General features: G+C 42.2%; 19 protein-coding genes and 1 pseudogene. 9 read left to right on the top strand and 11 right to left on the bottom strand.

What is annotated here, in order from left to right:
* Positions 1 to 109: 109 nt before the first annotated feature.
* On the top strand, positions 110 to 1264 hold the full coding sequence (locus ISX45_RS05155) for an amidohydrolase (RefSeq protein WP_194520145.1): 1155 nt from the start codon (positions 110 to 112) through the stop codon (positions 1262 to 1264).
* A 189-nt stretch (positions 1265 to 1453) separates the two neighbouring features.
* On the opposite strand, the gene ISX45_RS05150 is transcribed toward ISX45_RS05155, so the two are convergent.
* From ISX45_RS05150 to gabT, 5 genes are all read right to left on the bottom strand, one after another.
* On the bottom strand, positions 1454 to 2218 hold the full coding sequence (locus ISX45_RS05150; protein WP_181556878.1) for an enoyl-CoA hydratase: 765 nt from the start codon (positions 2216 to 2218) through the stop codon (positions 1454 to 1456).
* Positions 2219 to 2341: 123 nt separating this feature from the next.
* Positions 2342 to 3763: a sodium:solute symporter family protein gene (locus ISX45_RS05145; protein ID WP_194520144.1), complete on the bottom strand. Its 1422-nt coding sequence runs from the start codon at positions 3761 to 3763 to the stop codon at positions 2342 to 2344.
* Between the two features lie 43 nt (positions 3764 to 3806).
* Positions 3807 to 5153: an aspartate aminotransferase family protein gene (locus ISX45_RS05140; protein WP_194520143.1), complete on the bottom strand. Its 1347-nt coding sequence runs from the start codon at positions 5151 to 5153 to the stop codon at positions 3807 to 3809.
* Positions 5154 to 5548: 395 nt separating this feature from the next.
* Positions 5549 to 6988 carry an aldehyde dehydrogenase family protein gene (locus ISX45_RS05135; protein ID WP_194520617.1) on the bottom strand — a complete coding sequence of 480 codons (1440 nt, stop codon included), beginning with the start codon at positions 6986 to 6988 and terminating at the stop codon, positions 5549 to 5551.
* A gap of 31 nt (positions 6989 to 7019) precedes the next feature.
* Complete coding sequence (gene gabT, locus ISX45_RS05130; protein ID WP_194520142.1) at positions 7020 to 8366, bottom strand: 4-aminobutyrate--2-oxoglutarate transaminase; 1347 nt, start codon at positions 8364 to 8366, stop codon at positions 7020 to 7022.
* Positions 8367 to 8510: 144 nt separating this feature from the next.
* Here gabT and ISX45_RS05125 point away from each other — a divergent pair, with 144 nt between their 5' ends.
* The 7 genes and pseudogenes from ISX45_RS05125 to ISX45_RS05095 all read left to right on the top strand — a co-directional run bounded on the left by ISX45_RS05125 (position 8511) and on the right by ISX45_RS05095 (position 16266).
* Entirely contained in the window at positions 8511 to 9905 is a 1395-nt protein-coding gene (locus tag ISX45_RS05125; protein WP_181556874.1) for a sigma-54 interaction domain-containing protein, read from the top strand.
* Positions 9906 to 10046: 141 nt separating this feature from the next.
* Positions 10047 to 11021: an agmatinase gene (speB, locus tag ISX45_RS05120; RefSeq protein WP_181556873.1), complete on the top strand. Its 975-nt coding sequence runs from the start codon at positions 10047 to 10049 to the stop codon at positions 11019 to 11021.
* Between the two features lie 27 nt (positions 11022 to 11048).
* Positions 11049 to 12500 (top strand): aldehyde dehydrogenase family protein, encoded by a 1452-nt coding sequence (locus ISX45_RS05115; protein ID WP_194520141.1) that lies wholly within the window; start codon positions 11049 to 11051, stop codon positions 12498 to 12500.
* A gap of 83 nt (positions 12501 to 12583) precedes the next feature.
* Positions 12584 to 13960 (top strand): purine-cytosine permease family protein, encoded by a 1377-nt coding sequence (locus ISX45_RS05110; protein ID WP_194520140.1) that lies wholly within the window; start codon positions 12584 to 12586, stop codon positions 13958 to 13960.
* A gap of 3 nt (positions 13961 to 13963) precedes the next feature.
* Positions 13964 to 14782: pseudogene (locus tag ISX45_RS05105) on the top strand (carbon-nitrogen hydrolase family protein).
* Entirely contained in the window at positions 14779 to 15435 is a 657-nt protein-coding gene (locus ISX45_RS05100; RefSeq protein WP_194520139.1) for a cyclase family protein, read from the top strand. The pseudogene ISX45_RS05105 and the gene ISX45_RS05100 overlap by 4 nt, the downstream one beginning before the upstream one ends.
* A 348-nt stretch (positions 15436 to 15783) precedes the next feature.
* On the top strand, positions 15784 to 16266 hold the full coding sequence (locus tag ISX45_RS05095) for a GNAT family N-acetyltransferase (protein ID WP_194520138.1): 483 nt from the start codon (positions 15784 to 15786) through the stop codon (positions 16264 to 16266).
* Between the two features lie 317 nt (positions 16267 to 16583).
* On the opposite strand, the gene ISX45_RS05090 is transcribed toward ISX45_RS05095, so the two are convergent.
* The 3 genes from ISX45_RS05090 to ISX45_RS05080 all read right to left on the bottom strand — a co-directional run bounded on the left by ISX45_RS05090 (position 16584) and on the right by ISX45_RS05080 (position 20587).
* Entirely contained in the window at positions 16584 to 17933 is a 1350-nt protein-coding gene (locus ISX45_RS05090) for a GntP family permease (RefSeq protein ID WP_194520137.1), read from the bottom strand.
* Positions 17934 to 18007: 74 nt separating this feature from the next.
* Positions 18008 to 19552, bottom strand: coding sequence for a gluconokinase (gene gntK, locus ISX45_RS05085; RefSeq protein WP_194520136.1), 1545 nt, complete (start codon positions 19550 to 19552; stop codon positions 18008 to 18010).
* Between the two features lie 21 nt (positions 19553 to 19573).
* Positions 19574 to 20587: a LacI family DNA-binding transcriptional regulator gene (locus ISX45_RS05080; protein ID WP_194520135.1), complete on the bottom strand. Its 1014-nt coding sequence runs from the start codon at positions 20585 to 20587 to the stop codon at positions 19574 to 19576.
* Between the two features lie 610 nt (positions 20588 to 21197).
* Between ISX45_RS05080 and ISX45_RS05075 the strand changes: the two genes are divergently transcribed.
* A complete protein-coding gene (locus ISX45_RS05075; protein ID WP_194520134.1) occupies positions 21198 to 22502 on the top strand; it encodes a globin-coupled sensor protein in 1305 nt (434 codons plus the stop codon).
* A gap of 126 nt (positions 22503 to 22628) precedes the next feature.
* Here ISX45_RS05075 and ISX45_RS05070 read toward each other — a convergent pair whose 3' ends face one another.
* From ISX45_RS05070 to ISX45_RS05060, 3 genes are all read right to left on the bottom strand, one after another.
* On the bottom strand, positions 22629 to 23180 hold the full coding sequence (locus tag ISX45_RS05070; RefSeq protein ID WP_194520133.1) for a tetratricopeptide repeat protein: 552 nt from the start codon (positions 23178 to 23180) through the stop codon (positions 22629 to 22631).
* Positions 23181 to 23400: 220 nt separating this feature from the next.
* Positions 23401 to 24090, bottom strand: coding sequence for a response regulator (locus ISX45_RS05065; protein WP_181556863.1), 690 nt, complete (start codon positions 24088 to 24090; stop codon positions 23401 to 23403).
* A 16-nt stretch (positions 24091 to 24106) separates the two neighbouring features.
* Positions 24107 to 25687, bottom strand: a complete 1581-nt coding sequence (locus ISX45_RS05060) for an ATP-binding protein (protein WP_194520616.1) — start codon at positions 25685 to 25687, stop codon at positions 24107 to 24109.
* Positions 25688 to 25969 lie beyond the last annotated feature (282 nt).

The raw sequence follows: 25969 nt of genomic DNA, 5'->3' as shown, positions 1-25969 counted from the left end.
CTTAATTGGAACTATTTGATTTTTTATTATAATTACAATTATTAAAAAATTCAACATTGTTTTTGTACTTATTAGAAAAAATTTTTTATAAAAGGAGAGATAATTGACGATGATTGTCATTCATGGCGGAACACTGTTAGTAGGGAATGGGCAAAAAATCGAAAATGCTTGCATTATAGCAGAAGAAGGGAAAATTAAGGAAGTCACGACACAACTACAAGATCCGTCTTTGTTTGAGCATGCCGAGATTATTGATGCATCTGGAAAATTTGTTACACCTGGATTGATTGATGTTCATACTCATCTCGGCATTCATGAAGAGGGAATTGGCAAGGAAGGCCGCGATTTTAATGAAGTTAGTTTCCCAGCTACTCCCCATGTTAGAGCTATCGATGGAATTAACCCAGAAGATAAAGGGTTTGATGATGCAAGAAGAGCAGGAGTAACAACTGTACAAGTTATGCCGGGAAGCGCCAATGTCATTGGCGGAGAAATGGTAGTTATCAAAACAGTGGGGCAAACCGTCGATGAAATGGTCGTGAGAAATCCGTCAGGAATGAAAGCCGCTTTTGGGGAAAATCCAAAACGGGTCTATGGAGACAAAGGAAAACTACCAACAACAAGAATGGGAATTGCCGCACTGTTTCGCGAGCAGTTTATTCAAGCACAAACGTATCTGCAAAAAATAGAGAGCGGAAAAGAAGTAGAGCGGGATTTAAAACTGGAAAATCTAGCAAAAGTATTAAAAAAAGAAATACCGCTGCGCGTTCATGCACACCGCGCGGATGACATTATGACCGTAATTCGTCTGGCGAAGGAATTCGGTTTTGATTATACGATTGAGCATTGCACAGAAGGACATCATATTGCCAATTATATTTCCGAAAGCGGAATACGGGTATCTGTCGGTCCAACCATGTCTACCCGTTCAAAAGTCGAACTTGCCGATAAAGGTTGGCATACACTGCTTGCTTTACGCGATGCCGGAGTGCCCTTTTCGATTACCACTGACCACCCTGTTGTCGGTATTGAACATTTGATGACGAGCGCGATTCTTGCGGTCAAACACGGATTAGAAGAGTCTCTTGCCCTTCAGGCGATTACATTAAATGCCGCAAAGCATCTAGGTATAGAAAATCGTGTCGGCTCGGTGGAAGTCGGGAAAGATGCGGACATTGTCATTTGGAGCGGCGATCCATTCGATTTACGTCAAAACGTAGAAATGACCATTATTAATGGTCATGTCGTATTTCAAAAAGATTAATCGTACGAATGATGACGAACTATCTTTATGCAGTGAATCATCTATCCATCTCATAAATGCCTTTGTAGCTCGTAAAAGTAATATTGAGCCTCCACATCATTAGCATTTCACCAAAGAGATAACCTACGTTTCATGAAAACAGCCCTTGTCTAAGAATCTTGATAATGATTTTAGACAAGGGCTTCTTGATTATCTCCCCTGAAACTTCGGCTTCCGTTTTTCTAAAAAGGCGCGCACGCCTTCGCGGTGGTCTTCCGTTTGCCGCATTTTTTGCTGCGCTTCTATTTCGAGCTGAAGCACTTTTAACAATTCGTCTTTTGTCAACTTGGCGTATAACGTCTTCGTTGCAATCATTGCTTGCAGCGGTTTTGCCTGCCATTCGGCGATTTTTTGTTCGACTTGTTGTTCGTCTTCAGCAACGAAGTCAACGATGCCAAGTTCATACGCTTCGTCAGCGTTCATCGGTTTTCCTTCCCAAATGATATGCTTCGCTTTCACTTCGCCGACCCGTTTTGCTAACAGATAATGGCCTCCGCCGTCTGGAATCAGACCGATGCCGATAAAGTTCATCGCCAGGCGCGCTTCTTTCGTGGCGATGACATAATCGCTCGCTAAAGCAAAACTTAGCCCCAGTCCTGCCGCTGGCCCATGAACGACCGAGACAACAACTTTCGGCATCGTATACAACGCCATGACCACTTCTCGGATCGTATTCATTACACCGTGAAATTGGCTTGGGTCATCGACGCTGAGCATTGTCTTAATATCACCGCCAGCGGAAAAACCTCTTCCTCTTCCACGGATCACAATGATGGATGCATTGCTTTTTTCAATTTGCCGCAACGCTTCAACCAGTTCGTTTAGCATTTGCACATTCATCGCATTGAGCGAATCTGGACGGTTCAATTCCAATACCGCCACATTTTCCAAAAATGATAGGACGACCGTTTCCATGTTTATCCCCCTTGCTTGACCAAATTTCCTATATTAAATTCCTTATTTTATTACAAAACTCCTTTATTTTTCGAAGAAAAAACCGTATCACCCAAAAGGGATACGGTTTTAACATAAAATACATCAAAGTGCACTTTGCTCATCTTCCCATTCTTCTACTGCAATATTACCTTGTTGTATGTTAGAAGATGATTGGAGATAAGAAAAGGCAATCATGGAAATCATGCTGGCTGCAATCCCATACATAATCGGATTCGTAGAACTTAATCCTTCCACCGCCAAACCGACAAGCACGACCAACGAGCTAATAATAATCGAATAAAAACCAGCTTTCGCTCTTTTCCAGAAGAAACCAAGAACCACAGGAACAAAAATTGCACCTGATAAAATCGCATAAGCCACATCCAATGCGACGAGCACATCTTGAATCCAAATGGCAAACGTAATCGCGATAATTCCAATGGTTAATGTGATCATTCGTGACAGAAAAACAAACTTTTGATCGCTAATATCTTTTAACCAATACTGCTTCAAAATATCGTGTGAGATAAGAGTAGAGGAAGCAAGCAACGTTCCCGAGGCAGTAGACATGAGCGCAGAACATACACTTGCCAAAATGAGTCCTAGCAAACCGTGCGGCAAGATCGTCAGCGACATTTTTGCAAATACATTTTGCGGATCGTTGATAGTTGGGAAAATGATGACTGCACACATACCAATAATACTTAATGCCAATGCATAGGCAAAGCTGTATAGCCCAGCGTATACCGCACCACTCCGGGCAATTTTGGTTGTACGCGCCGTAAATACCCGCTGCCAAATATCCTGTGATACAACCATTCCTAAAGTATATAGTAAAAAGTATTGAAAAATGTTCGCCCATCCCATTGACGTCAGATCAAAATGCGTGGCAGGCAATTGTTCAGAGAGCGATTTCCATCCGCCAACATGGGATAAACTCATCGGCAGCATAACGAAAAAAATGCCAACTGTCATGATGATAAACTGAATAATATCTGTCATGGTAACGCTCCACATTCCCCCGAGAATCGTATAAAACAGCACGATTCCCCCGCCGACTAACATTGAAACAGCCATATTCCAGCCTAGCACGGCATGAATAATGGTGCCCATTCCTATTACTTGCGTAACGGAAACCATCATCGTGTAAATGGCTGCTACAAGCGCGCTGATCAAGCGTGTTTCTTTATTGTACCGACGTCCAAGCAATTCACTAATCGTAGTAACATTCGCACCATAAATTTGATTCGTAAAAAACAAACCGAGTACGGTAATTCCTAGACCAATCATAAATACAAACCATATGCCTGAAAGCCCGAACTGATACCCTAATTTAGCTGTTCCAATCGTCGAAGCGCCGCCAAGAATGACCGCAGACAGACAGCCAAGATAGATAAACAATCCGAGATTTCTGCCAGCAAGCGCATAGTCTTCTACTGTTTTCGCTTTTTTCGCCCCCAAAATTCCTACGATAATTAAAAGAAGAAAATAAAATAGAATAACCCCTGTATCAAGCGTGCCCATGAAAATTCCCCCATCCTCTTATTTTTAAGTAAATGAACGGCTGCTATTTCCCAGGCATTTTCGTCATTAGTGGATGTTCGCCAGTTTCTATTTCGTATTCTGTCAGTGCCTGATCTAGCATGTTTAACCCCTCGTCGATCTGCTCTTTTGTCACAGTCAGCGGCGGGATCATGCGAATAACTTCTCCTTTATTCCCACATAGATAGAAGAGAACTCCTTTTTGTAAGCAGCGGTTCAAAATATTCATCACTCCCTCTCCATTCGGTTCTCCAGTATGTGGATGAACAATCTCGATACCGATCATGAGCCCAATCGAACGCACATCTCCAATTGCTGGGTGCTTCGCTTTTAGCACTTCTAGCTTTTCGCGGGCGTATTTCCCAACTACCCGACAATTTTCCAGCAAATTTTCTTCTTTGAATACTTCTAATGTGGCAAGCGCTGCCTCACATGCGATGGGATTGCCGCCGAACGTCGTGCCATGACTCCCTAGCGGCCATTGCTGCATCAACTCTTTCGAGGCAACCGTCGCGCTTAGTGGAAGGCCGGAAGCAATCCCTTTGGCGATCGCCATAATATCCGGAGTGACGCCGAATGTTTGGGCCGCAAACCATTCACCAGTGCGGCCAAAACCCGTCTGCACCTCATCGAAAATGAGTAAAATTCCGTGGCGGTCACAAATTTCTCTTATTTTGCGCAGCCAGCCTTTAGGCGGCACAATATACCCGCCTTCTCCAAGCACCGGTTCCAAAATCATGCATGCCACTTCTTCCGGAGTAACTTGGTGAGCAAACAAAGAAGCCGCATCTTTTTCAAGCTGATTCGCAAAATACACATCCGGGTCTTCCCCATCCGGACAATCTTTTGGATTGGCATACGGCAGTTGATACGTCAATCCGTTTGGCTGTAAATATTTTCGGTATTTGCTTTTGGACGTACTTACACTAAGCGCCCCTAAAGAACGGCCATGAAAACATCCCGTAAACGAGACAACATACGGCCTTCTCGTCACATGCTTTGCCAGTTTAATAGCACCTTCGATCGCCTCCGTTCCGCTGTTCGCAAAAAAGAAACAGTTCAAACCTGTCGGCATAATATGCGTTAATTCTTCAGCTAAACGAAGGATCGATTCATACATGATTACTCCGCTTGGCCCATGCATAAGGCGGTCTGCGGCATCTTTGATAGCTTGTACGACTTTCGGATGGCGATGCCCTGTATTGGCAACTGCAATACCGGAAGTAAAATCAAGATATTTTTTTCCATCCAATCCGTAGTAGTAGCATCCTTCTTCCTTCACCACCGGCAAGTTCGGATGGTCTTTGGCCATCGTTGGTGCAAGTAAATCCGACATTTTGTGAAAGAGACTCATCCAGTTGTTTTCCTTCATGCACATTCTCTCCTTTTAGCAAATCAGTTTGCTCATAAAAATAAAATGCAAATATCATACCAATATTTATATAATTATAAATTTTGTAAATTTAAAAATAAATATTAAAATATCTAGCTCATTATGCCTTTTGCTATTTCTGACGCTGTTTCATTCTCATAATAACCTTGTTCTTATTCTCTAAAATTTTAGAATCACTTTAGAGAAGATAAAGAATAGCTAATTCCTCACTTCCATAATTCCATTTGTGCGTACCTCATCTCTCATCCGCCTTCCGTGTTATTGGTTATTTTTAATTCATTTTAGAATTTAAAAAATTCACTTTTGAATTAACCAGCGATTCCTTTTTTTAATAAAAGAAAAACCGTACCACCAAAAGGTGATACGGCTCATGATTATCGATTGCGGTTAAAAATAACGAGTTTCAATTCCGTCATTTCTTCAATCGCATACCGAATCCCTTCACGGCCTGTGCCGCTTTCTTTTACGCCGCCGTACGGCATATGATCGACGCGGAAGGTCGGGATGTCATTGATCAACACGCCACCGACGTGCAGTTTTTCTGCCGCTTCCCATGCGACATGTACGTTATCTGTATATACGCCTGCTTGCAATCCATAGCGGGAGTCGTTGACGAGTGCAATCGCTTCTTCGATCGAACGAACGCGGTTAATCAAGACGATCGGCGCAAACACTTCCTGGCACGATACTTTCATCGTTGGCTGTGCGTCTAAAATCACGGTTGGAAGCAGGATGTTTCCGTTTCGTTCACCACCAAGCGCGACTTTAGCTCCATCTTGTTTCGCTTCTTCGATCCATGCGAGCGCCCGGTCGACGTCTTTTGGCGTGATTAACGCAGAAACATCCGTATTTGGATCCAGTGGATCTCCTACTTTTAGTTGTTTCGCAGCGGCAATAAATTTTTCAACAAACTCGTCATACCGCTTTTCATGCACGTAAATGCGCTGAAGCGAAATACATACTTGCCCCTGGAAAGAAAACGCGCCAAAAACGCAGCGTGGAATAATGCGGTCAATATCCACTTGTTCATCAACAATAACGGCAGAATTGGAACCAAGCTCGAGCGTGACCCGCTTTAAACCCGCTTTATTGCGGATGCCGATTCCGACTTCCGGGCTTCCGGTAAAGGTGATCATGCTGATGCGCGGGTCTGTCACAATTTTATCGCCGACCGTTCGGCCGCTTCCCGTTACGACGTTTAACGCTCCTTTTGGCAGCCCCGCTTGTTCAAACAGCTCCGCGATAAAGTAGGTGGAAAGCGGCGTTTGGCTTGCCGGCTTTAATACGACTGTATTGCCCGAGGCGATTGCTGGACCGAGTTTATGCGCCACCAAGTTCATCGGGAAGTTAAACGGCGTAATCGCGCCGATGACACCGATTGGTTCGCGCACGGTAAAAGCAACGCGATTTTCCCCTCCTGGCGCCGCATCAAGCGGAATCGTTTCTCCATGAATCCGTTTTGCTTCTTCGGCGGCAAATTTGTACGTTTGAATCGTCCGCGCTATTTCCCCTTTTGCCGTTGTAATCGGTTTGGCTGCTTCAAGCGCAATGATCCGCGCCGCTTCTTCTGCGCGCTCTTGCAGCTCTGCGACTACTTTTTCCAAAATCTCCGCCCGCTTGTATGCCGGAAGGCTGGCCATTGCTTTTCTCGCTTCATACGCTGCGGCAATCGCCCGTTCGACTTCCTCTTCCGCCGCCACAGGAATCTCCGCCAACGCTTCGCCCGAATAAGGAGACGTTAATGTGGCATATGATTTCGCTTCGACCCACTCGCCGTTAATGTAAAGCTTCTTTTTCTCAACCGTCGTTTTCATCGTGTTCCCCTCTTTCTTCATTGTTACCTCATCACGCCAATTCATGAATAACTTCCTCGATCACATCCAATGCTTCCGTTAACTGCTCATCGGTAATCACAAGCGGTGTTAATAGACGAATGACGTTGCTGTATATGCCAGCGCTCATGACAATGACGCCGCGTTGATGGCATTCTTGCAAAATTGCCGCTGTTAATTCTTTATTCGGTGCTTTTGTTTTAGAGTCCTTCACAAATTCAACTGCCACCATTGCTCCAAGTCCACGTACATCACCAACTGTTTCGTATTTCTCCTGAAGCTGTCTGAACCGTTTTATTACCGTTTGCCCGATGGCATTGGCACGCTCGACTAACTGTTCTTGTTGCAGCATATCAATGACTTGCAGCGCCGCGACACAACCAAGCGGGCTTCCCCCATACGTTCCCCCGATTTCCCCTGGGTTCGGCGCATCCATTACTTCCGCTCTTCCAGTAACTGCACTGATTGGTACACCTGCTCCAATGGACTTCGACATCGTTATTAAATCTGGTACAACATCAAAATGTTCAATAGCAAACATCTTTCCAGTTCGTCCAAATCCTGTTTGAATTTCATCTGCTATAAATAGAATACCATATTTTTCACAAATCTGTTTTACTCCTTGCACAAATGTTTTGGATGGAACAATGAAGCCACCTTCTCCTTGTACCGGTTCCATGATGATCGCCGCTACCTCTTCTGCCGGAACTTCGGATACAAAGAAGTCTTCCAAACGTCTTAAAATCTCTGTATCTAATTCCTCGTTTGTCATGCCGGATGGCTTGCGGTAATAATATGGATACGGCATTTTGTACGTATCTGGGGCAAATGGTCCAAATCCAAATTTATATGGCTTTACTTTACTTGTGAGCGACATCGCAAGAAGTGTACGTCCGTGGAATCCTCTTTCAAAGGAGATAATCGCTTTCCTTCCTGTATATTTCCGGGCAATTTTAATAGCGTTTTCGACCGCTTCCGCTCCGCTATTTAGGAAAAATGTTTTTTTATGATGAGTGCCTGGAGTAATTTCATTTAATTTTTCTGCTAATTGAATATACGGCTCATACATCATCACATGGAAGCAAGGATGAATATATTGGTCAACTTGAGCTTTAATCGCTTCCACCACTTTCGGCGGGCAATGACCGACATTGAGACTTCCAATCGCCCCGGCAAGATCAATAAACGTGTTTCCGTCCACATCTGTTAAGAGTGCACCTTCCCCTTTGACAGCAAACGTAGATAATGTATTAAACGGTCCACGAGGAACATTCTGTTCTTTTTTTCTTAGTAATTCTGTCGCTTTTGGCCCCGGGATGTTGGTTTTTAGCTGTATAAATTTTTTCACTTCAGCCTTCATCTATTTCTCCCTCCATCATTTTGTATTCACTTTCTTAATAGATGCAAAAAACATGCCAAAGACGTTATGAGAAAGAAAAAGGGATTTTACGTTTTTCTGAATAATTAATAATGTAAGTTCTGATAAACAGCTGGGAGGGAGAGCATGCAAAGTGCAACGGATGTGTTGGAATTAGAGTTAGGTGCCATATTAAAATCTTCTAACGATAATATTGTCATTACAGACGGAAACGGAATGGTTCTCCGCGCTAGCCCCAACTGTCTTTCCATTTATGGAAAAGAGGTCTCTTATCTTATTGGAAAGTCCGTATATCAATTAGAAAAAGAACATATATTTTCTCCTTCTGTGACGGCCAGAGTACTAAAAGAGAAAAAGGAAGTTCAAATCATGCAGCGAACACCGACAGGCCGTGTCGTCATGGCAACAGGCGTACCTGTATTTGATAAACAAAATAACATTATTCGCGTGATTAGTTTTTCGCATGATTTAACAGAGCTAGAACGTTTAAAAGAAGACTATGAAAAGCTAAGAAGACAAATGGAACACTATCAAATCGAAATGGAAGAATTAAAGTACGAAAACATTGTGATCCAAAGCAAGGTCATGCAGCGTATTTGGAAGCTCGTGCATCGGGTTGCCAAATCAGACGCAACGGTTCTTTTTCTTGGCGAGTCCGGAGTTGGAAAAAATGTATTTGCCCATGCCCTCCATCAAAATAGCCCGAGACGAAACCAACCATTTATAGAAGTGAATTGCAGCGCGATTCCTGAATCGCTATTTGAATCGGAAATGTTCGGATATGAAAAAGGGTCGTTTACCGGCGCACAAAAAACCGGGAAGCCCGGGCTTATCGAATTAGCAGATAAGGGGACTCTTTTTCTTGATGAAATTGGCGAACTCCCACTTTCCATGCAAGCGAAGTTACTAAAAGTTTTACAAGAGAAAAAAGTAACACGCGTTGGAGGAATTAAAGAAAGAACGATTGACTTTCGGCTTATTGCCTCGACCAATCAGAACTTAGAGGAAATGGTGAAACAAGGAAAATTCCGCCAAGATTTATTTTATCGTTTACATGTTATTCCCATTTACGTACCTGCTTTACGGGAGAGAAAAGAAGACATTTTCATGTTGGCACAATACTTTTTAGAAAAATTCAATCAAAAATACCATACAGATAAATATTTTCATCCGTCCATTGTTGACCATCTTGTCGATTATGATTGGCCTGGTAATGTACGGGAACTAGAAAATATGATGGAAAGATTAGTCATTACCTCCGAAACAAAAGCCATTTATCCTGAATATCTCCCTTTTTCTATCCAAAAATACCCCCAATTTACACGATCAAATCAATGGTTAGAAAAAGAGAAAGAACCCGCTACATTGAAAGAAGCGATTGAACAGGTAGAACGACAATGGCTCTTGCGCGCAGCAAAACAGTGCAAAACAACTTATGAAATGGCAGATTATCTTGGAATTAGTCAGCCAACCGTGGTGAGAAAGCTAAAAAAATACGGCATCAATTCAAAAGTGGATTAAAATCCATTTTTGAATTGATTTTTTATTTTTCATTCACTTTTGAATTAATTCATCGTATTTTTTGGCAAAAACCTCTATTCTTTTTTGGCACACTTTTTGCATGTTATAAAAAGCAGAATATTTTTGAAGGAGGTTTTTGCGGTGTATAAACCAAAAGATTCATCCCAATCTCCCCGCTTTTGCGGAGTTCGAACATTTATGCGTTTAGAAAATATCAAAACAACGGACAACGTTGATTTTGTCGTACTCGGTGTGCCGTTTGATACTGCCGCTTCTAACCGAACCGGGCAGCGGTATGGCCCGCAGCACATTCGAAATTTTTCCGTATTGCTTCGACCCTACAATCCAGATATGGATATTAATATTTTTGAATATTGTTCTGGAGTAGATTATGGTGATATTGACGTCATTCCAGGAAACGCGCTGCGAACGTACGATCATATCGTGAAAGAGTTGCGGCCAGTGCTGAAGAAAAATATCGTTCCGATTATTATGGGCGGCGATCATTCGATTACGTTAGGAAATTTACGGGCATTTTATGAGCGCTTTGGGCCAGTGGCTCTTGTTCATTTCGACTCTCACGGAGATACTTGGGATCATTACTATGGTGAAAAATATATGCATGGCACGCCATTCCGCCGTGCTGTCGAGGAAGGATTGCTGGATGTGGATCATTCCATTCAAATCGGCATGCGCGGACCGCTTTACAGCGCGGATGATATAGAAGATGCACGACGGCTTGGTTTTGAAGTGATTACCATGAAGGAAGTTCGACAAATTGGATTTTCTGAAGTAATCAAACGCATTCACAACCGTGTGGATGATAAACCTGTTTTCGTTTCCTATGATATCGACTTTGTCGATCCTGCATTTGCTCCCGGCACTGGCACACCGGAAGTAGGAGGACCAACTAGCTATGAAGCACTGGAATATGTAAGAGGACTCGATGGGCTAAATATTGTCGGATTTGACCTCGTTGAAGTATTACCTTCTTATGATAGCGGAGAAATTACAGCTGTATTAGCATCTTCCATTATGTATGAGATGATCACGCTGGTTGCATTAAAGAAAAGACGATCCCTACAAAAAAACTTGTCTGCCACAACCACACAATAAGAACATCTCACCAAAAGGAGAGTTTTTATGTCCAATTACCATGTGTACATAAACGGTACATGGCATAAAGGAAACGGAGAAAAAAGACCGATTATCAATCCTTCTAATGAACAAGTTATAACAGAAATTAATGAAGCGTCCTCGCAACAAACATTGGAAGCGATCGAAGCAGCCCGCCATGCTTTTCAATATACAAATTGGCCGGCGAATCCAAGTTATCGAATTTCCGTTCTTCGTCAATTAGCAGATCTACTAGAGAAAAACGCCGAAAAATTTGCATATATCGAAACGATCAATACGGGAAAGCCGATTCGTGAATCACGTCTCGATGTGAGCGATTCTGTACAATGCCTTCGTTATTATGCCGGCTTTCTCGAACAACAAACCATTAAGGAAAAGAAAATGGCTGATGGAACAATAAGTAAAATCATCGCAGAACCAATCGGAGTTTGCGCACTCATTGTTCCTTGGAATTTTCCGCTTTTATTGGGAATATGGAAAATTGCACCTGCACTTGCTGCGGGGAATACCATCGTTTTTAAACCATCAGAGTTAACTCCATTATCTTTACTAGAACTAACAAAACTTATCGATTCCATCGGTCTTCCACCGGGGGTGTTTAATCTTGTTCCTGGAGGCGGTTCTCCTGTTGGGGAAACGTTGGTGACACATCCTCATGTGGAAAAAATATCATTTACCGGTGGAACCAAAACAGGGCGATGGATTTACGAACAATGCGCTGGCAGCTTCAAACGGGTTTCCCTGGAACTCGGCGGAAAATCTCCGCTTCTCGTTTTCGAAGATGCTGATCTGGATAACGCAGTAGAGTGGGCGATGTTTGCTTCTTTTTTGAATCAAGGAGAAGTGTGTGTTGCCGCTTCACGAATTCTTGTCCATGAACATCTTTATGATTCATTGATAGATAAACTGATAAAAAGACTAGATTCCCTTCGCATCGGGGATCCTTTAGACGAGAAAACGGAGATGGGACCATTAATCAGCTCCTCTCATTTAGAAAAAGTAGAAACGTATATCCAGTTCGGATTGCAAGAAGGAGCTGTCCTGCTCCGAGGCGGCGAACGCATCAAAGAACAAGGATATTACCTCTCCCCCGCCGTTTTTGTCAATGTTCACCAAGACATGCGCATCGTACAAGAAGAAATCTTTGGTCCTGTCATTACCATACAGCGTTTCCAAAATGATAAAGAAGCGATCGAATTGGCAAATGATACGATATATGGGCTGGCAGCTGGCATATTCAGCCGCGATCTCAAACGGGCAGAACAAATCGCTGGGAAGCTGAGAACAGGAACGATTTGGATTAACAGTTATCACACTCCTTATGTCGATGCGCCTTGGGGCGGCTTTAAACAAAGCGGAATCGGCAGGGAGCTTGGCCCACAAGGATTCGCTGCTTTTACGGAAACAAAACATGTGAATATAAGCGAAAATGGAAAGCCACTCGGGTGGTATCAATAACTTTTCGATTTCGTCCTTGCGACGAAATCGATGTATACAAAAATTATTCTGAATATTCAAAAATAATCAAGGAGGAGTTGTTGATGGCGAAATGGACAGAATGTTTTGGACATGATGATATTCGACCAACATCAATGAACGAACGGAGTATGAATTTTTTTAGTACCTTTACTCTTTGGATTGCTGCCAACGTCGTCATTACTACCGTGATGACAGGCATGATGTTCGTTCCCGATATTTCCTTTACCAATGCGATGCTTGCGATTATTGTCGGCTCCGCGATCGGTGCCATTCCGCTCGCTCTTACCGGAAACATTGGCATTCGAACCGGGCTCCCCACCATGGTCATTACCAGGGCTGCCTTCGGACAAAAGGGTGCGATCCTTCCAGCCCTTGTCAATACGGTTATTTTAATTGGCTGGAGCTGGATTCAAGCGTATATGGCTGGCCTTAGTCTGAATTATGCGGTTCATTACGCTACGGGATACAGCAATATTAATTTATTTGTAATTTTAACAGAACTGCTTGTCGTGATGATGACGATTTTCGGCCACCGCGGGGTCGAACGAATCGAAAAATATATATCGATCGCCATGTTACTTTTATCTTTTCTCGTTTTTTATAAAATTTTTACGACGTATCACATCTCCACACTATTAGAAATAAAACTAAGCAAGCATCCATCGGTCACAACGATCATCGCGTTTGATATCGTCGTTGCAACGGCATTTTCATGGATGTCGACCGTTTGTGATTTTAACCGAAACTGTCAGTCGGAAAAAAGCGGATTTTGGGGAACCTATTTTGGCTATCTTGTCGCTTCGATTGTAGCGATGGGGCTCGGTGCTGTCGTCAGTGGGTTTAGCATTGCTTCCAACACGGAACGAACATACGACCCTACTATTCTCCTTGCCGCTTACGGGTTTGGATTAATCGCATCCATTGTCGTCTTCTTTTCTGTACTATCTACCAACGTCATGGCATTATATAGTGCGACGATGTCCTTTATGAACGTATTCCCACGCGCAGGATTTTGGAAGCCGACATTGATCATGGGAATCATTTGTACTCTCGGTGCCTTGTTAAAAGAAGCACTCATGTCCCATTTCTTTAATTTTATTATGCTCATTGCGACACTGTTCATTCCTGTATTCGCCATTGTTCTCGTCGATTACTTTTTGATCAAAAAAGGAGCGTATGATGCAGAAGATATTCTTTTTGATACAAAAGGACGGTATCGGTATCAAAAAGGCGTCAATGTGGCCGCATATGTGACATATATCATCGGAGCCGTTTTCGCCTATTACTTTACGTATGTTCATCCGCTTGCGATCGGCTCAACCATGTTAACGTTTCTCTTATCAGGAGCAGGCTATTGGGGACTGATGAAAATCACAAAACAAACATCGAGCAGAGCGAATGCCGTGGAACTCCACGCTCCCACTAGCATGGAGGGATAATTCATGGCAACATCGTATGAAATAGCACTGGCGCAAATGACATCGGTAAATGGCGATATTTCTGGCAACCTCGCAAAAATGGAAGCCATCGCAAACGAATGCAAACAAAAATTTCCCGATGTCCGTCTTCTTCTGTTCCCAGAACTTTGTATCACTGGTTACATTTTGTAAGAAACGCTGAAAGACGTTGCGCAAGCATGGGATGGTTTTATCTTTCAGCGAATGAGCAGGCTTGCACAAAAACTTCAATTATATATTGCTTACGGATACGTCGAAAAAGATGACGAGGTAAATCTCTATAACTCTCTCGTCCTGATTCATCCAAGCGGACAATGTGTAGGGAATTATCGAAAAATCCATTTAACCCCGTTAGAAAAAGCGTGGTTTACTCCCGGATCAAAACCAATCCTAGTAGATACAGATCTCGGCCGCATCGGTTTGATGATTTGTTGGGACTTAGCTTTTCCAGAACTAGCAAGGTATTTGGCTGTTCATGGAGCCGAGCTTCTTCTCGTTCCGTGTGCGTGGGAATCCCCGTTTCACGAGCCTTTTCAAAAATTTGCGATGGCACGCGCGATCGATAATACCGTCTATGTCGCTGCATGTAATCAAGTGGGCCGGTCTTTTCCTTTCTATTTCTTTGGTTTATCCTCTATTTATGGACCAGATGGAAACGAAATTGCCGCCGCCAACATGGATGATCAAGAAACAATCATACGAGCAATGATAGATGAGAACTGGCGTCAAGAATTAAAGCAAACCTTTTACACGATGATGAATGAGCGGCGAACAGATGTTTATGAAGGAGTGGAATGGACATGAACATCAAAAAAATCGTGGATCTATCGATGCCAATAACTTCACAAACCCCGGTTTCCCCAGGGGATCCAAAACCATATATTGAGCCGGCGGCAACATTCGCCCAAAACGGCTATCATGTCAGCCGCCTTGTTCTTGGTTCGCATACTGGCACACATGTGGACGCACCCTTTCATTTTCGCGAAGATGGCCTGCGAATCGATGAGGTTCCGTTAACGTATTTTCTTGGCAAAGGAATTGTCATCGATGTGACGAAAAAAAACAATGGAGAAGCGGTTACACTAGACTATGTCACTGCTTATTTGCCGCAGCTGGAACCGGGAATGATTGCCCTGTTTCACACTGGTTGGTCCCAATATGCGGGAACGGAGCGCTATTTTCGCCACCCGTACGTTGCCATCGACGTCATCCTGGCAATGTTGGAACGAGGAATCCGCACGTTTTTCATCGATGCGTTAAACATCGATCCGCCTGACGGTTCTTCCTTCCCTGCACATGAGGCAATTACCGCTGCAAATGGAGTAATTGGGGAAAATTTTACGAACTTCGATAAAATCGACTTTGCCAATCCGTACATTATCGCGCTTCCCCTTTATTTGCCGGAATGTGACGGCTCGCCGGTAAGAGCGGTGGCAGTGGAATTGGACTCATGCTAATTGAAGCCGTAAAAAATATTCTGTTCATTGGTTAAGGAAGCCGTTCAACTGCCCAACGGCTAAAGCGGAGGGCTTACAGCGGATGTTCCCGTGAACCTCTCATGGTACTTGCCCATTCTCTATTCGGCGCTTCACCTTTAAAATTCTGCACTAATTTCGCCTGTCCGCCGCCTTAAATTATTATTATCCAAACAGAACCGTATATGTTAAATGGTGAGTCGCCACTTCTTCATCACTAGCGCCATCCTTCACATTTTTGGTGGCACTAGGCTTTTTTATGAACAGACAAAGAGCACTTATTCTTGTATGAGGAATTTAAGTACAATTATGACAAGGAGTGCTAGAAACATGAACATTATTCCTATCCATCTCCTAGACCGCTCAACCGTGCAGCAATTTTTTACAATCCATTGGGGGGGGAGCCCGCAAATGGTCGTTTCGACGGGAGTGTATGATTGCAGCGAGCTGGATGGGTTTGCCGCAATCCAAGACAGCGGAGAAATAGTGGGGCTCATTACTTATATCTTCAAAGCAGAAGAATGCGAGATTATTTCGCTAGACAGTGTGATCGAAAATCAAGGAGTCGGCAGTGCCCTGTTGCAACAAGTGGAAGCATTTGCCGCGCAGCATGGATGCGTCACGATCCGCTTAATCACGACGAACGATAATTTGCACGCTCTGCGCTTTTATCAAAAACGGGGTTACCAGATTGTTAAGGTTTTCCCGAATGCTGTGGAAAAAGCAAGACAAATAAAACCAAGCATTCCGCTCGTCAGCTCAGACGGCATTCCGATCCGTGATGAACTGCTGCTTATCAAACAACTTTTGTAAACAGCTAGGAATGTACGTCTACTGCTTTCCCCCCCTTTCAAAATTTTATGTAATATTTCCTAATGTTATATGTTAATTTTATAAACAATATTATATTTTTATAAAACGATAAAAAATCTAAAAATATAATAAATACTTAAAACTTTGTTATAAAACCTCACATAAATTTATAGTGTCAATCACAATTTTTAAGTTTATAAGAAAAAATTTAGAGACTTCGATGTATTTCAGTGATAATTTTTCGTACTTTAAATAATAAAAACAAAACGTCAGGAACTTGCCTCAACAAGTCCTGACGTTTTTTCGTTTTACTATCTTTAAAGTACTAGACTCAACAATGCAATAAACCCTAGGGCAACTACCGAAATAATCGTTTCCATCACGGTCCACGTCATTAATGTTTCTTTTACGGTCATTCCGAAATATTCTTTAATCATCCAGAAGCCGGAGTCGTTGACGTGGGATAAAATTAATGAACCGGCTCCGGTGGCCAGCACTAGCAATTCTATGTTCGTGCCTGGGATGCTAGCGGCAATCGGCGCGACAATGCCGGCTGCCGTCATCATCGATACTGTAGCTGATCCCGTCGCAACACGAATGAGTGCCGCAATCCCCCAACCTAAAAACAGAGGGGAAATATGAGAATGTTTCGCTAAATCGGCAATTTGCGTACCAATGCCAGAATCGAGTAACACTTTATTGAATGCCCCGCCTGCACCGATAACGAGTAAAATATTCGCTACTGGTCCAAGGCAGTCATTGGCAAATTTCAATACTTGATCGCGATTGAATCCTCGTGCATAACCAAGGCTGAAAAACGAGTAGACTGTAGCGATTAATAGAGCCACAACGGGATCACCGATAAAGTGCAATACTTTCGCTAGCTCCGTTGTTTTATCTAACGTGACATCCGCAACGGAAGCAATAAGCATTAAAAGAACTGGAAGTAAAATCGTAAATAGGGTGTTTGCAAACCCCGGAAGTTCTCTCTCTTCCTTATGTTGAACCAGCTGTTCGGCGATTTCCGCTGGCACAGTTTTATGCAGACGCGTTCCAATCCATTTTCCGAACAATGGTCCTGCGATAATCGCTGTTGGCAATCCAACAATTATCGAATACAAAATCGTCCGACCTACATCGGCTTTGAAAATTCCAACAGCTGCCATCGCTGCTGGATGAGGTGGCACAAGACCGTGCACGACCGATAATCCAGCTACAAGCGGAATGCCGATTGTCACAAGTGAAATTCCTGTTTCCATAGCGATCGTAAAAACAAGAGGAATTAATAAGACAAATCCCACTTGGAAGAATACCGGAATCCCCACTAAGAAAGCAACGACCATCATTGCCCAATGGACGCGTTTTTGACCAAAACGGTCAATAAGTGTTTTCGCAATTCGTTCTGCTCCGCCTGACTCAGCCATCATTTTCCCAAGCATCGTCCCAAGAGCTAAGACAATAGCTAAAAATCCAAGCGTGTTTCCAAGTCCTGCTTTAATGGAATCAATGATTCCAGGCGTTTCTGGAGAAGGTGCGACAAGCGGCATTCCCATTGCCAGTCCGACACCAACCGCTGTTAAAATTAAGGCAACAAATGGATGCATTTTCGCAATCGTAATAAGCAAAAGCAACACAACAATAGCAGCAATTACAATAGCAATTCCCATACTTCTCGTTCCCCCTCTGTTGTACTTCATGTGAACTAAACCGATTTAGTAATGATGTATAACTATGAATCTAGCTATGAGTCCTTCCGTTGAAACGAAGCAATAACATCAAATTCATCTTTCAATCGATCGTATAACCGCATATACATATCAAACAGTTCTGAATAAATAAGAGTATTTTCTTTATTTGGCACATGGCGTGATGTAATTTGGATCCACGTTTTCGCCGTGTCTAGTGACGGGATATCACCGAGAGCATACAAGGCAAGTGCCGCCGCTCCTAACGCTGAAGCTTCGTGCGTTTCCGGAACAAGCAGTTCTTTTCCCATCATATCGGCCAGCATTTGCCGCCAAAACGGTGATTTCGCAAATCCGCCTGACACGCGAATTTCGGATAACGGCCCAGTTACATCGCGAATTGCTAGAGCAACAGAAAATACGCTCATACATACCCCTTCCATGACAGCGCGAATAAAATGCTCCCGTTTATGATGAAGGCTGATGCCAAAAAATGTTCCTCTTGCGTTCGCATTCCAGTACGGCGCGCGCTCCCCTGATAAGAACGGAAGAAATAGCAACCCTTCAGAGCCAGCAGGGACATTTTGCGCATATTGAGTCAATAAGTCATACGGGTCAATCCCGAGCTTTTTCGCCACTTCGCGCTCTTGACCGCCGAACTCGTCGCGCAACCATCGTAAAAGAATGCCGCCATTGTTTGTTGGTCCACCAACAACCCAATGATGTTCCGTAAGCGCATAACAAAATGTTCGCCCTTTTTCATCGGTTTTTTGCACGGGAGAAATGGTACGAACCGCGCCGCTTGTTCCAATCGTAATCGCCGCCTCTCCCGGTAAAACGGCTCCAACTCCCACATTGGCAAGCACTCCATCGCTCGCTCCGACAATTACAGGCACATCCGGATGAAGCGCCATTTGTTCCGCCCATTCTCTCTTCATCCCCCGCACTATATGCGTCGGCGGAACAAGTTCGGACAAATGCTCGCGTGTAATACCAAGAAGATGTAAAACATCCACATCCCAATCAAGCGTATCAAGTCGAAACAAACCAGTTGCGGAAGCGATTGAATAATCGACAACGTATTGAGAGTACAGCCGATACAACACATATTCTTTTATTGAGACAAATTTATAGGCTTTACGAAATAATTCAGGCATTTCTTCTTTCAACCAAAGTAATTTGGGAAGAGGTGACATCGGATGAATCGGTGTTCCTGTTCGTTTGTAAATATCCAATCCATTCATTTCTTTTAAAAGCCTCTCCGATTGTTTGCCGCTTCGATTGTCCGCCCAAATAATGCAGCGGGTAAGAGGACGGCCTGACTCATCAAGCGCAATAAGCGAGTGCATCGCAGCACTAAACCCTAACGCTTTAATTCGTCCATGACCAATATTCGCTTTGGTAATGACAGCGTTTACACTTTTGACTACAGCAGAAAAAATAACATCGGGATCCTGTTCGGCCCAGCCAGGATGCGGCTGCACAATTGGATAATCAATTGCATGAGACGAAAGCACATGACCTTGTTCCCCAAATGCTACTGCTTTTGTACTTGTTGTTCCAATATCGACTCCAATGGCAATGTCTTGACTACTGTTCACCGTACTTCCCCCTCTTTTCTCTTACATTCGTTGTTTCACAGACCCTCGTTGGATTAGCGTCGGCGGAAAGCGCAAAATTTGCTGATGGTGTTCATTTTTTTGATCTATCTGCATAAACAATCGTTCGGCTGCTTTTTTCCCCATCTCAAACGTTGGCTGAGCAATCGTCGTTAACGTGGGTGTGTAAATATTGGAAAACGGTACATCATCAATGCTAATTAATGCTAGGTCATCGGGAATCCTAATGTTATTGTCTTTGACAAAATTCAAGATTTCCATCAGCGTTAAATCGTTAATCGCAAATAGCGCTTCTGGAGGGCAATCAGAGGAAAACAGTTGCGTTAGCCCCTCTTTTATGCGTGAAATCTCCATTCCAACCATATATTCTTCCATGACTGGAAGCCCTTTTTCAGCAAGCGCGTGTTTAAATCCTTCGATCCGCTCAAGCCTTGGAATAACATGTGGTACGATCGGCGGTGCCACGATGCCAATTCGTTCATAACCATGTTCGACTAAATGATTGACAGCTAATGCGGCTGCTTTGTGATTATCAAGAAGGATGGCATCTGCCGGGATGCCTGGAACCATCCGGTCAACAAATACGAGCGGAAATTGTTCCTCTGCCATTTTTTCATATAACTCAAGGTTTTTCCCTGTCGGAAAAATAATCAAACCGTCCACTTGCTTGGCCCGTAACATCTCTATATATTTTTTTTCTTTCTCCGGGTCGTCATCGGTATTGCAGACGATGACATGAAAATCCCGTTCTTGGCACACATCTTCAATCGCCCGAAGCACCTGCGTCGTCAGCATATGCAAAATATTGAAAACAATGACCCCTATCGTCGCGGTCGATTTTTGCTTTAAGCTTCGTGCAATAAAATTTGGCTGATATCCTAATTCATCAATCGCCTTTGCAATCCGTTTCTTCGTTTCTTCACTCATGTAGTCATATCGCTTGTTTAAATATTGAGAAACGGTACTTTTTGAAACATTGGCTAATTTCGCGACATCAGCCATCGTTATTTGTTTCAAGGATATCCCCTTCTCTCTTTACTAAATCGATTTAGTAAATACGTAAAAACATTCATAAACCGGTTTAGTTGAATTATACAACAATTGTAAGCGCTTTACAACATTTTTTAACTCTTCCCACTGTCAAATCATTAATAATATTTTTCTAATCATTTATTAAAATGGTAGTTCAAACTTATGTTATAAGCCCAACCTGATTTTCCAATACGATAAAAAGAGATTACGTGGTGAATCATATTGGACAAGAAAAGTAATTCGAAAAGTTATGCCTTTTACGTCCTATTTATATAGTAAAAACAGTTACTATTTGGATTTGTTTTTCCAACAATCGAAGAAGTAAGCCACAATACTCCGCCAAATAACATTTGATAACCGCTTAATCAGCGATGATATAACGATTCTTGAATAAATCGTGCCAAATGCATAAAACCTTTCGACAATATTAATCACCAAGATGGAGGAAAAAATATAGTACTCTAGCTTGGTCTATTATTGGATGTTAACAGCTATGAACTAGGATGATCTTCTCATTCCTTTTTTCTTCAATGTTCAATAAGATATTTGTGTTGTTTTTATTGTTGAAAAAACTAAAAAGGGGAGCGAACAGCAAATGAACTTCTCAGTTTTTACAAAAAAAAGAGAACACTCCACTGCCACCATTACTAAAATACCGGATGTTCCGGCTGCACCCATTCGCCTGCAGAATGCCATCATCAATAAGCAGCTTGAAATGATTAACTTAACAAAGCAGGATTTAACACTATTAACACAATTAAAACCGTTGATTGAAGAAAAAATCGATTGGATTATGACGCACTTTTACGATACACTCCAAAAAGAGCCGTCCCTGCTCGAAATTATTAATCGCCATAGCTCTGTCGATCGGTTGAAACAAACGCTCAAAATCCATATCATCGAAATGTTTAACGGGAAAATCGACGAGGAATTTATTTCAAAACGTACGCGCATTGCTATGGCACATTTACGAATCGGCCTAGTGCCAAAATGGTATATGTGTGCGTTTCAACAATTGCTTTTAGACATTGTCGAAGTTATTTCACCACACATTCACGATCCTTTTCTGTTAATCGAAGCAATAAAGTCTGTAACAAAAATATTGAATTTCGAACAGCAGCTCGTTTTAGAACAATATGAAAAAGCAAACGAAGAAGCTCGCCTGCAAGTGGATCGATTGAAGAATGAGCTAAAGGAGCAGCTGAAAACAACGGTTCAAGAACTTTCTAGTGTATCCAACCAAGTGAGCTCTTCTGTTTCACAATTGACAAACCAAGCGACTGATATTTTACAATTCGCTGAGGAAGCCTCGGCAATTGCCCATTTGAGCGAACAGCAGTCAATTGAAGGGCAGCAAAAATTACAACATCAATTATCAACCATTCATAATATTCAAGCCATGATGGAAAAAATCCAAACGGACATGCACAGCCTACATCAATCCGCTCATAAAATTGAAAACATTAATAGCTTAGTGACTTCTATTGCCGATCAAACAAACATGTTATCGTTAAATGCATCTATTGAAGCCGCACGTGCGGGAGAGCATGGGAAAGGATTTGCAGTCGTGGCTAACGAGGTACGCAATTTAGCGTCACAAACGAAGCAGTCCATGTCTGGTGTGACTGATATCTTAAATGAGCTTAACCAAAAAATCGATATCATTTCCGAATCATTGCGATCAATGGTAACGTTAGTTTCTGAAGGAACTGCTGATATGGAAAAAATTCAGCAATTTTTTGAGACATTTATGTCGTCTCTCAAGCAAATTCGCGAACAAAACCGCCACATTGATGAAGAAATGAAACGATATGTTCACGTTGTAACAGAAATTAACGAGACTGTTTCTAGCGTAGTAATGTCAGCAGAACAGCTGGAAAAAATGACTTATCAATTGTAAAAAATCCCCTTTGCCACGAGTTTATCAAGACCTACAATGTAAAACGATTAAGAAGGTAAGCGCATGTTAATCTTGTTTAATATGTTTGCTTACCTTTTGTATTTCTCATTTTACTGACGTACTCGTTCAATACCTCATGAGTCTTTCACATAATTCTATTGCCTTTGCTGTCGAAACAATTAAATCTTCCTCTCCCTTCTTTTCTCGTAAAGCTAATGCCATGTTAAATTGAACTAATGCCCCACTACACTTACCTTGGTCAAGGAGACATTTCCCATAATGTTGGTAGATAAAATCTAAGTATTTACTATATTTTGGGTTTATAAGAGCTTGCTCCCTCAATGATTCAAATAGTTCAACCGCTTCTTCAAACCGCTTTTTCCAATGAAAAATATGAGCTAACCTTATCTTATTCACAAATGCTGAAAGTTCATTTCCATGTTCTTCGTACAAAGAAATAGCTCTTTTCAAGTAATATTCCCCATCATTATAAAAGCTTAATATACGGCTGTAGACCCCAAGTAATCCAACAATTCTAGCTTTATGCATCCCAGAACTCTTTTCAAACTGATCTATTAAATATTGCACACCAAGCTCCATCTGCTCTGTTGATTCTGGAACTTCTCTTAATATGTCATTAAAAAAATAGTTCATGTTAAATGGAATTTGAATATCCATCCAATCCCCCTGTTTGAATGTCATTATTACTTATCCGCAATCTTTCATTTAACTTTGCTGAAAGTGATCTTATTTCGTTAAACAGGGAGAGAGAACATTGTCCTCTCCTATCCAACAGTTTATAAATTTTTTATAAACCTCTACATAAGCCGCTTTCAACTGTTCTCGCCATTTTAGTCCGCTATTTACTCTTAAAGATGATAAAAGTTTGTTGACTTTCTCACCTCTTCAATCGATAAAGCCGCTCAGGTCTTCCGACGGAGCCATACGAAATGTCAGCTGTTACCTTTGAAATGGAGACAAGATATTCTAGATACCGTCTTGTCGTTGTTCTGCTTGCTCCAATGAGCTTGCCCACTTCTTCTGCCGTCACTCCGTCCTTATATTTCTTCACAGCCGCAAGAACTTTGTCAAGAGTCAAACGATTAATTCCTTTTGGAAGTTCACCTTCAACATCGATGAATTTATAGTCCCTTCGAATCAATTCATCAATTTCATCTTGGCCAATGATTTCTCTTTCACTTATCAATTCATTCATTTTCTGATAATATTCCTTATATCGATTTAATGTTTCTACAAACCTTTCGAGCATGATGGGCTTGATAATATAATCAAACACTCCTCTATGCATGGCTTGCTTTAGCGTTTCTACTTCTCTCGCCGCTGTAATCATAATCACATCGATGTTGGCAAAATGCTCTCGAATCCATTTAAGAAAATGAATCCCGTTCATATCAGGAAAATAAATGTCAAGAAGGATAAGATCGGGTTTTAACACTTCAACTAGTTCCTTCCCTTCTTGTTCATTTATAGCAATTCCAACGACTTCGTAGCCTGCTACTTTTTCCACAAATCGCCGATTAATCTCTGCAATTCGCTTGTCATCTTCCACAATGAGAACACGGATCAAATTGGAAACACCTCTCTCATCTCTGTTTTGGAATCATAATGGTAAAAAGAGTACCTCGTCCTAGCTCAGTTTGATACGTGATATGTCCGTGTAGCGCCTCTAGTGACTTTCTCACTAAATCAAGACCGTAACCTCGATTGGCCGCTTCCTTTGTAGAAAACCCTCTTTCAAACATTTTTTCTCCGACTTCCTGAGGAATCCCCGTTCCCGTATCTTCGACTTCAATAATCAAATCTTCGCCAAGATCGGTCAGAAAAACCGTCACTTTCTTCTCTTTCCGCTGATTTCGTAAAACCGATTCCATGGCATTATCGATAATATTACCGATAATCGTTACGAGATTATCCCGATTCATGCGTTTCGGAATATCCTTAAAACTGCTTTCTCGATCAATATCAAACTCGATTTTTAATTCATTTGCACGATTAAATTTTCCAATTAAAAGTCCTCCAATAATCGGATCAGGAATTTCACTCATAATAAAGCGGACAATATCTTGCTGAAGATTTGATTCTTTCGTAATGATGTCCAGTGCTTCTTCATATGACTCCAATTGAATAAGTCCAGAGATTAAATATAACTTATTAGAAAATTCGTGCGTTTGGGCTCGAAGCGCATCAGCGTAACTTTTTAACTGTGAAAGTTCTTTTGTTAGTCGATATAGCTCTGATTTGCTTCGAAACGTAGATACTGCTCCAATCACCTTTCCTCTCTGGTCTACAATAGGAATTCGATTGGCAATGACCATTTGTTCCCCTAACACCATCTCAGCATCGCATTCTGGCTTTCCGGTTCTCATCACTTCTAGCAATCTGGAATTTGGTATAATATGCAAAATGTATTTTCCTAAAACATCATTTTCGTTCTCATATCCTAACATCGACATGGCTGCTTTATTGATCATCGTAATGAACCCATCACTATTCACTGCAATCATACCTTCACGAATTGCTTCAAGTATTGCTTGTTTTTCTTGATAAAGTAATCCAATCTCTCTCGGTTCCAATCCGTGAATGGCTTTTTTTACCGCTTTCGCAATCACAATTGCTCCTGCTACTCCAAACAATAATGCTAGTATAGACAACAAAAAAATTTTTACTTTATATGACCAAACAATTGTTTGAATGTCCTCAATCAGAAACCCTACAGAAACAATGCCAATGACGTCTCCGTGCTCGTCAAAAACGGGTGCCTTCCCTCTAATCGCAGGACCGAGCGAGCCAACCGCCTCCGAAATAATCGGCTTTCCTAGAAGAACCTCTTCATTATCTCCTCCAACCATTTTCTTCCCAATACGATCCGGAAACGGATGAGAATAACGGATCCCCTCTTTATTACCGACAACTACATATTCCGCTCCTGTCTTACGACGAACTTCTTCCGCGAACGGCTGGATTCGTACATGTGGCTCTTTTTGCTTAAACGCATCTCTTAACATTGGAGTAGAAGCAACCGTCTCAGCCACATTTAAAGCACGCATTCCCATTTGCTCCTTTAACGTAACCGCCAACATATGCTGAAAAAGAAACGACAAAAATAAAATGACAAAAAGGATTAGAGAACATATTATGAAAATGAGTCTCGTTTGTAATTTCATCTTGCTTTGCACAGGAGCCCCCTCTTTTAATACATAAGGGTAAATCTCTATGAAAGTGAGGGGGAATGTGCGTGTTGCGTTAACAAAACACTCCTGTACTTCCTCCTTTCGCGGGATTAATGAGGAAAAGAAGAAATAGTTGATAAAGGGCACTCCTATTGTTCTTTGTCAAACTCAACGTAGAAGGTTGGCGGCACGAAATCAGCGCCACCGTAAAACGCGTTGAATGTAATCGCATGTCTGCTATACACGGAAAAGAAAGATACGGTCAGCAGACAGAGA

Origin of the sequence: Thermaerobacillus caldiproteolyticus (genome assembly GCF_015326725.1) — a bacterium.
Classification (GTDB): Bacteria; Bacillota; Bacilli; order Bacillales; family Anoxybacillaceae; genus Thermaerobacillus; species Thermaerobacillus caldiproteolyticus.
This window is presented reverse-complemented; position numbering and strand designations above follow the sequence as displayed.

What these genes read in the sequence shown, in the direction of transcription:
- ISX45_RS05070 (WP_194520133.1), bottom strand. Translation starts at nt 23,180, where the DNA reads ATGGATATTCAAATTCCATTTAACATGAACTATTTTTTTAATGACATA.
- ISX45_RS05115 (WP_194520141.1), top strand. Translation starts at nt 11,049, where the DNA reads ATGTCCAATTACCATGTGTACATAAACGGTACATGGCATAAAGGAAAC.
- ISX45_RS05075 (WP_194520134.1), top strand. Translation starts at nt 21,198, where the DNA reads ATGAACTTCTCAGTTTTTACAAAAAAAAGAGAACACTCCACTGCCACC.
- gabT (WP_194520142.1), bottom strand. Translation starts at nt 8,366, where the DNA reads ATGAAGGCTGAAGTGAAAAAATTTATACAGCTAAAAACCAACATCCCG.
- ISX45_RS05110 (WP_194520140.1), top strand. Translation starts at nt 12,584, where the DNA reads ATGGCGAAATGGACAGAATGTTTTGGACATGATGATATTCGACCAACA.
- ISX45_RS05135 (WP_194520617.1), bottom strand. Translation starts at nt 6,988, where the DNA reads ATGAAAACGACGGTTGAGAAAAAGAAGCTTTACATTAACGGCGAGTGG.
- ISX45_RS05060 (WP_194520616.1), bottom strand. Translation starts at nt 25,687, where the DNA reads ATGAAATTACAAACGAGACTCATTTTCATAATATGTTCTCTAATCCTT.
- ISX45_RS05145 (WP_194520144.1), bottom strand. Translation starts at nt 3,763, where the DNA reads ATGGGCACGCTTGATACAGGGGTTATTCTATTTTATTTTCTTCTTTTA.
- ISX45_RS05150 (WP_181556878.1), bottom strand. Translation starts at nt 2,218, where the DNA reads ATGGAAACGGTCGTCCTATCATTTTTGGAAAATGTGGCGGTATTGGAA.
- ISX45_RS05140 (WP_194520143.1), bottom strand. Translation starts at nt 5,153, where the DNA reads ATGAAGGAAAACAACTGGATGAGTCTCTTTCACAAAATGTCGGATTTA.
- ISX45_RS05155 (WP_194520145.1), top strand. Translation starts at nt 110, where the DNA reads ATGATTGTCATTCATGGCGGAACACTGTTAGTAGGGAATGGGCAAAAA.
- ISX45_RS05095 (WP_194520138.1), top strand. Translation starts at nt 15,784, where the DNA reads ATGAACATTATTCCTATCCATCTCCTAGACCGCTCAACCGTGCAGCAA.
- ISX45_RS05100 (WP_194520139.1), top strand. Translation starts at nt 14,779, where the DNA reads ATGAACATCAAAAAAATCGTGGATCTATCGATGCCAATAACTTCACAA.
- ISX45_RS05125 (WP_181556874.1), top strand. Translation starts at nt 8,511, where the DNA reads ATGCAAAGTGCAACGGATGTGTTGGAATTAGAGTTAGGTGCCATATTA.
- ISX45_RS05090 (WP_194520137.1), bottom strand. Translation starts at nt 17,933, where the DNA reads ATGGGAATTGCTATTGTAATTGCTGCTATTGTTGTGTTGCTTTTGCTT.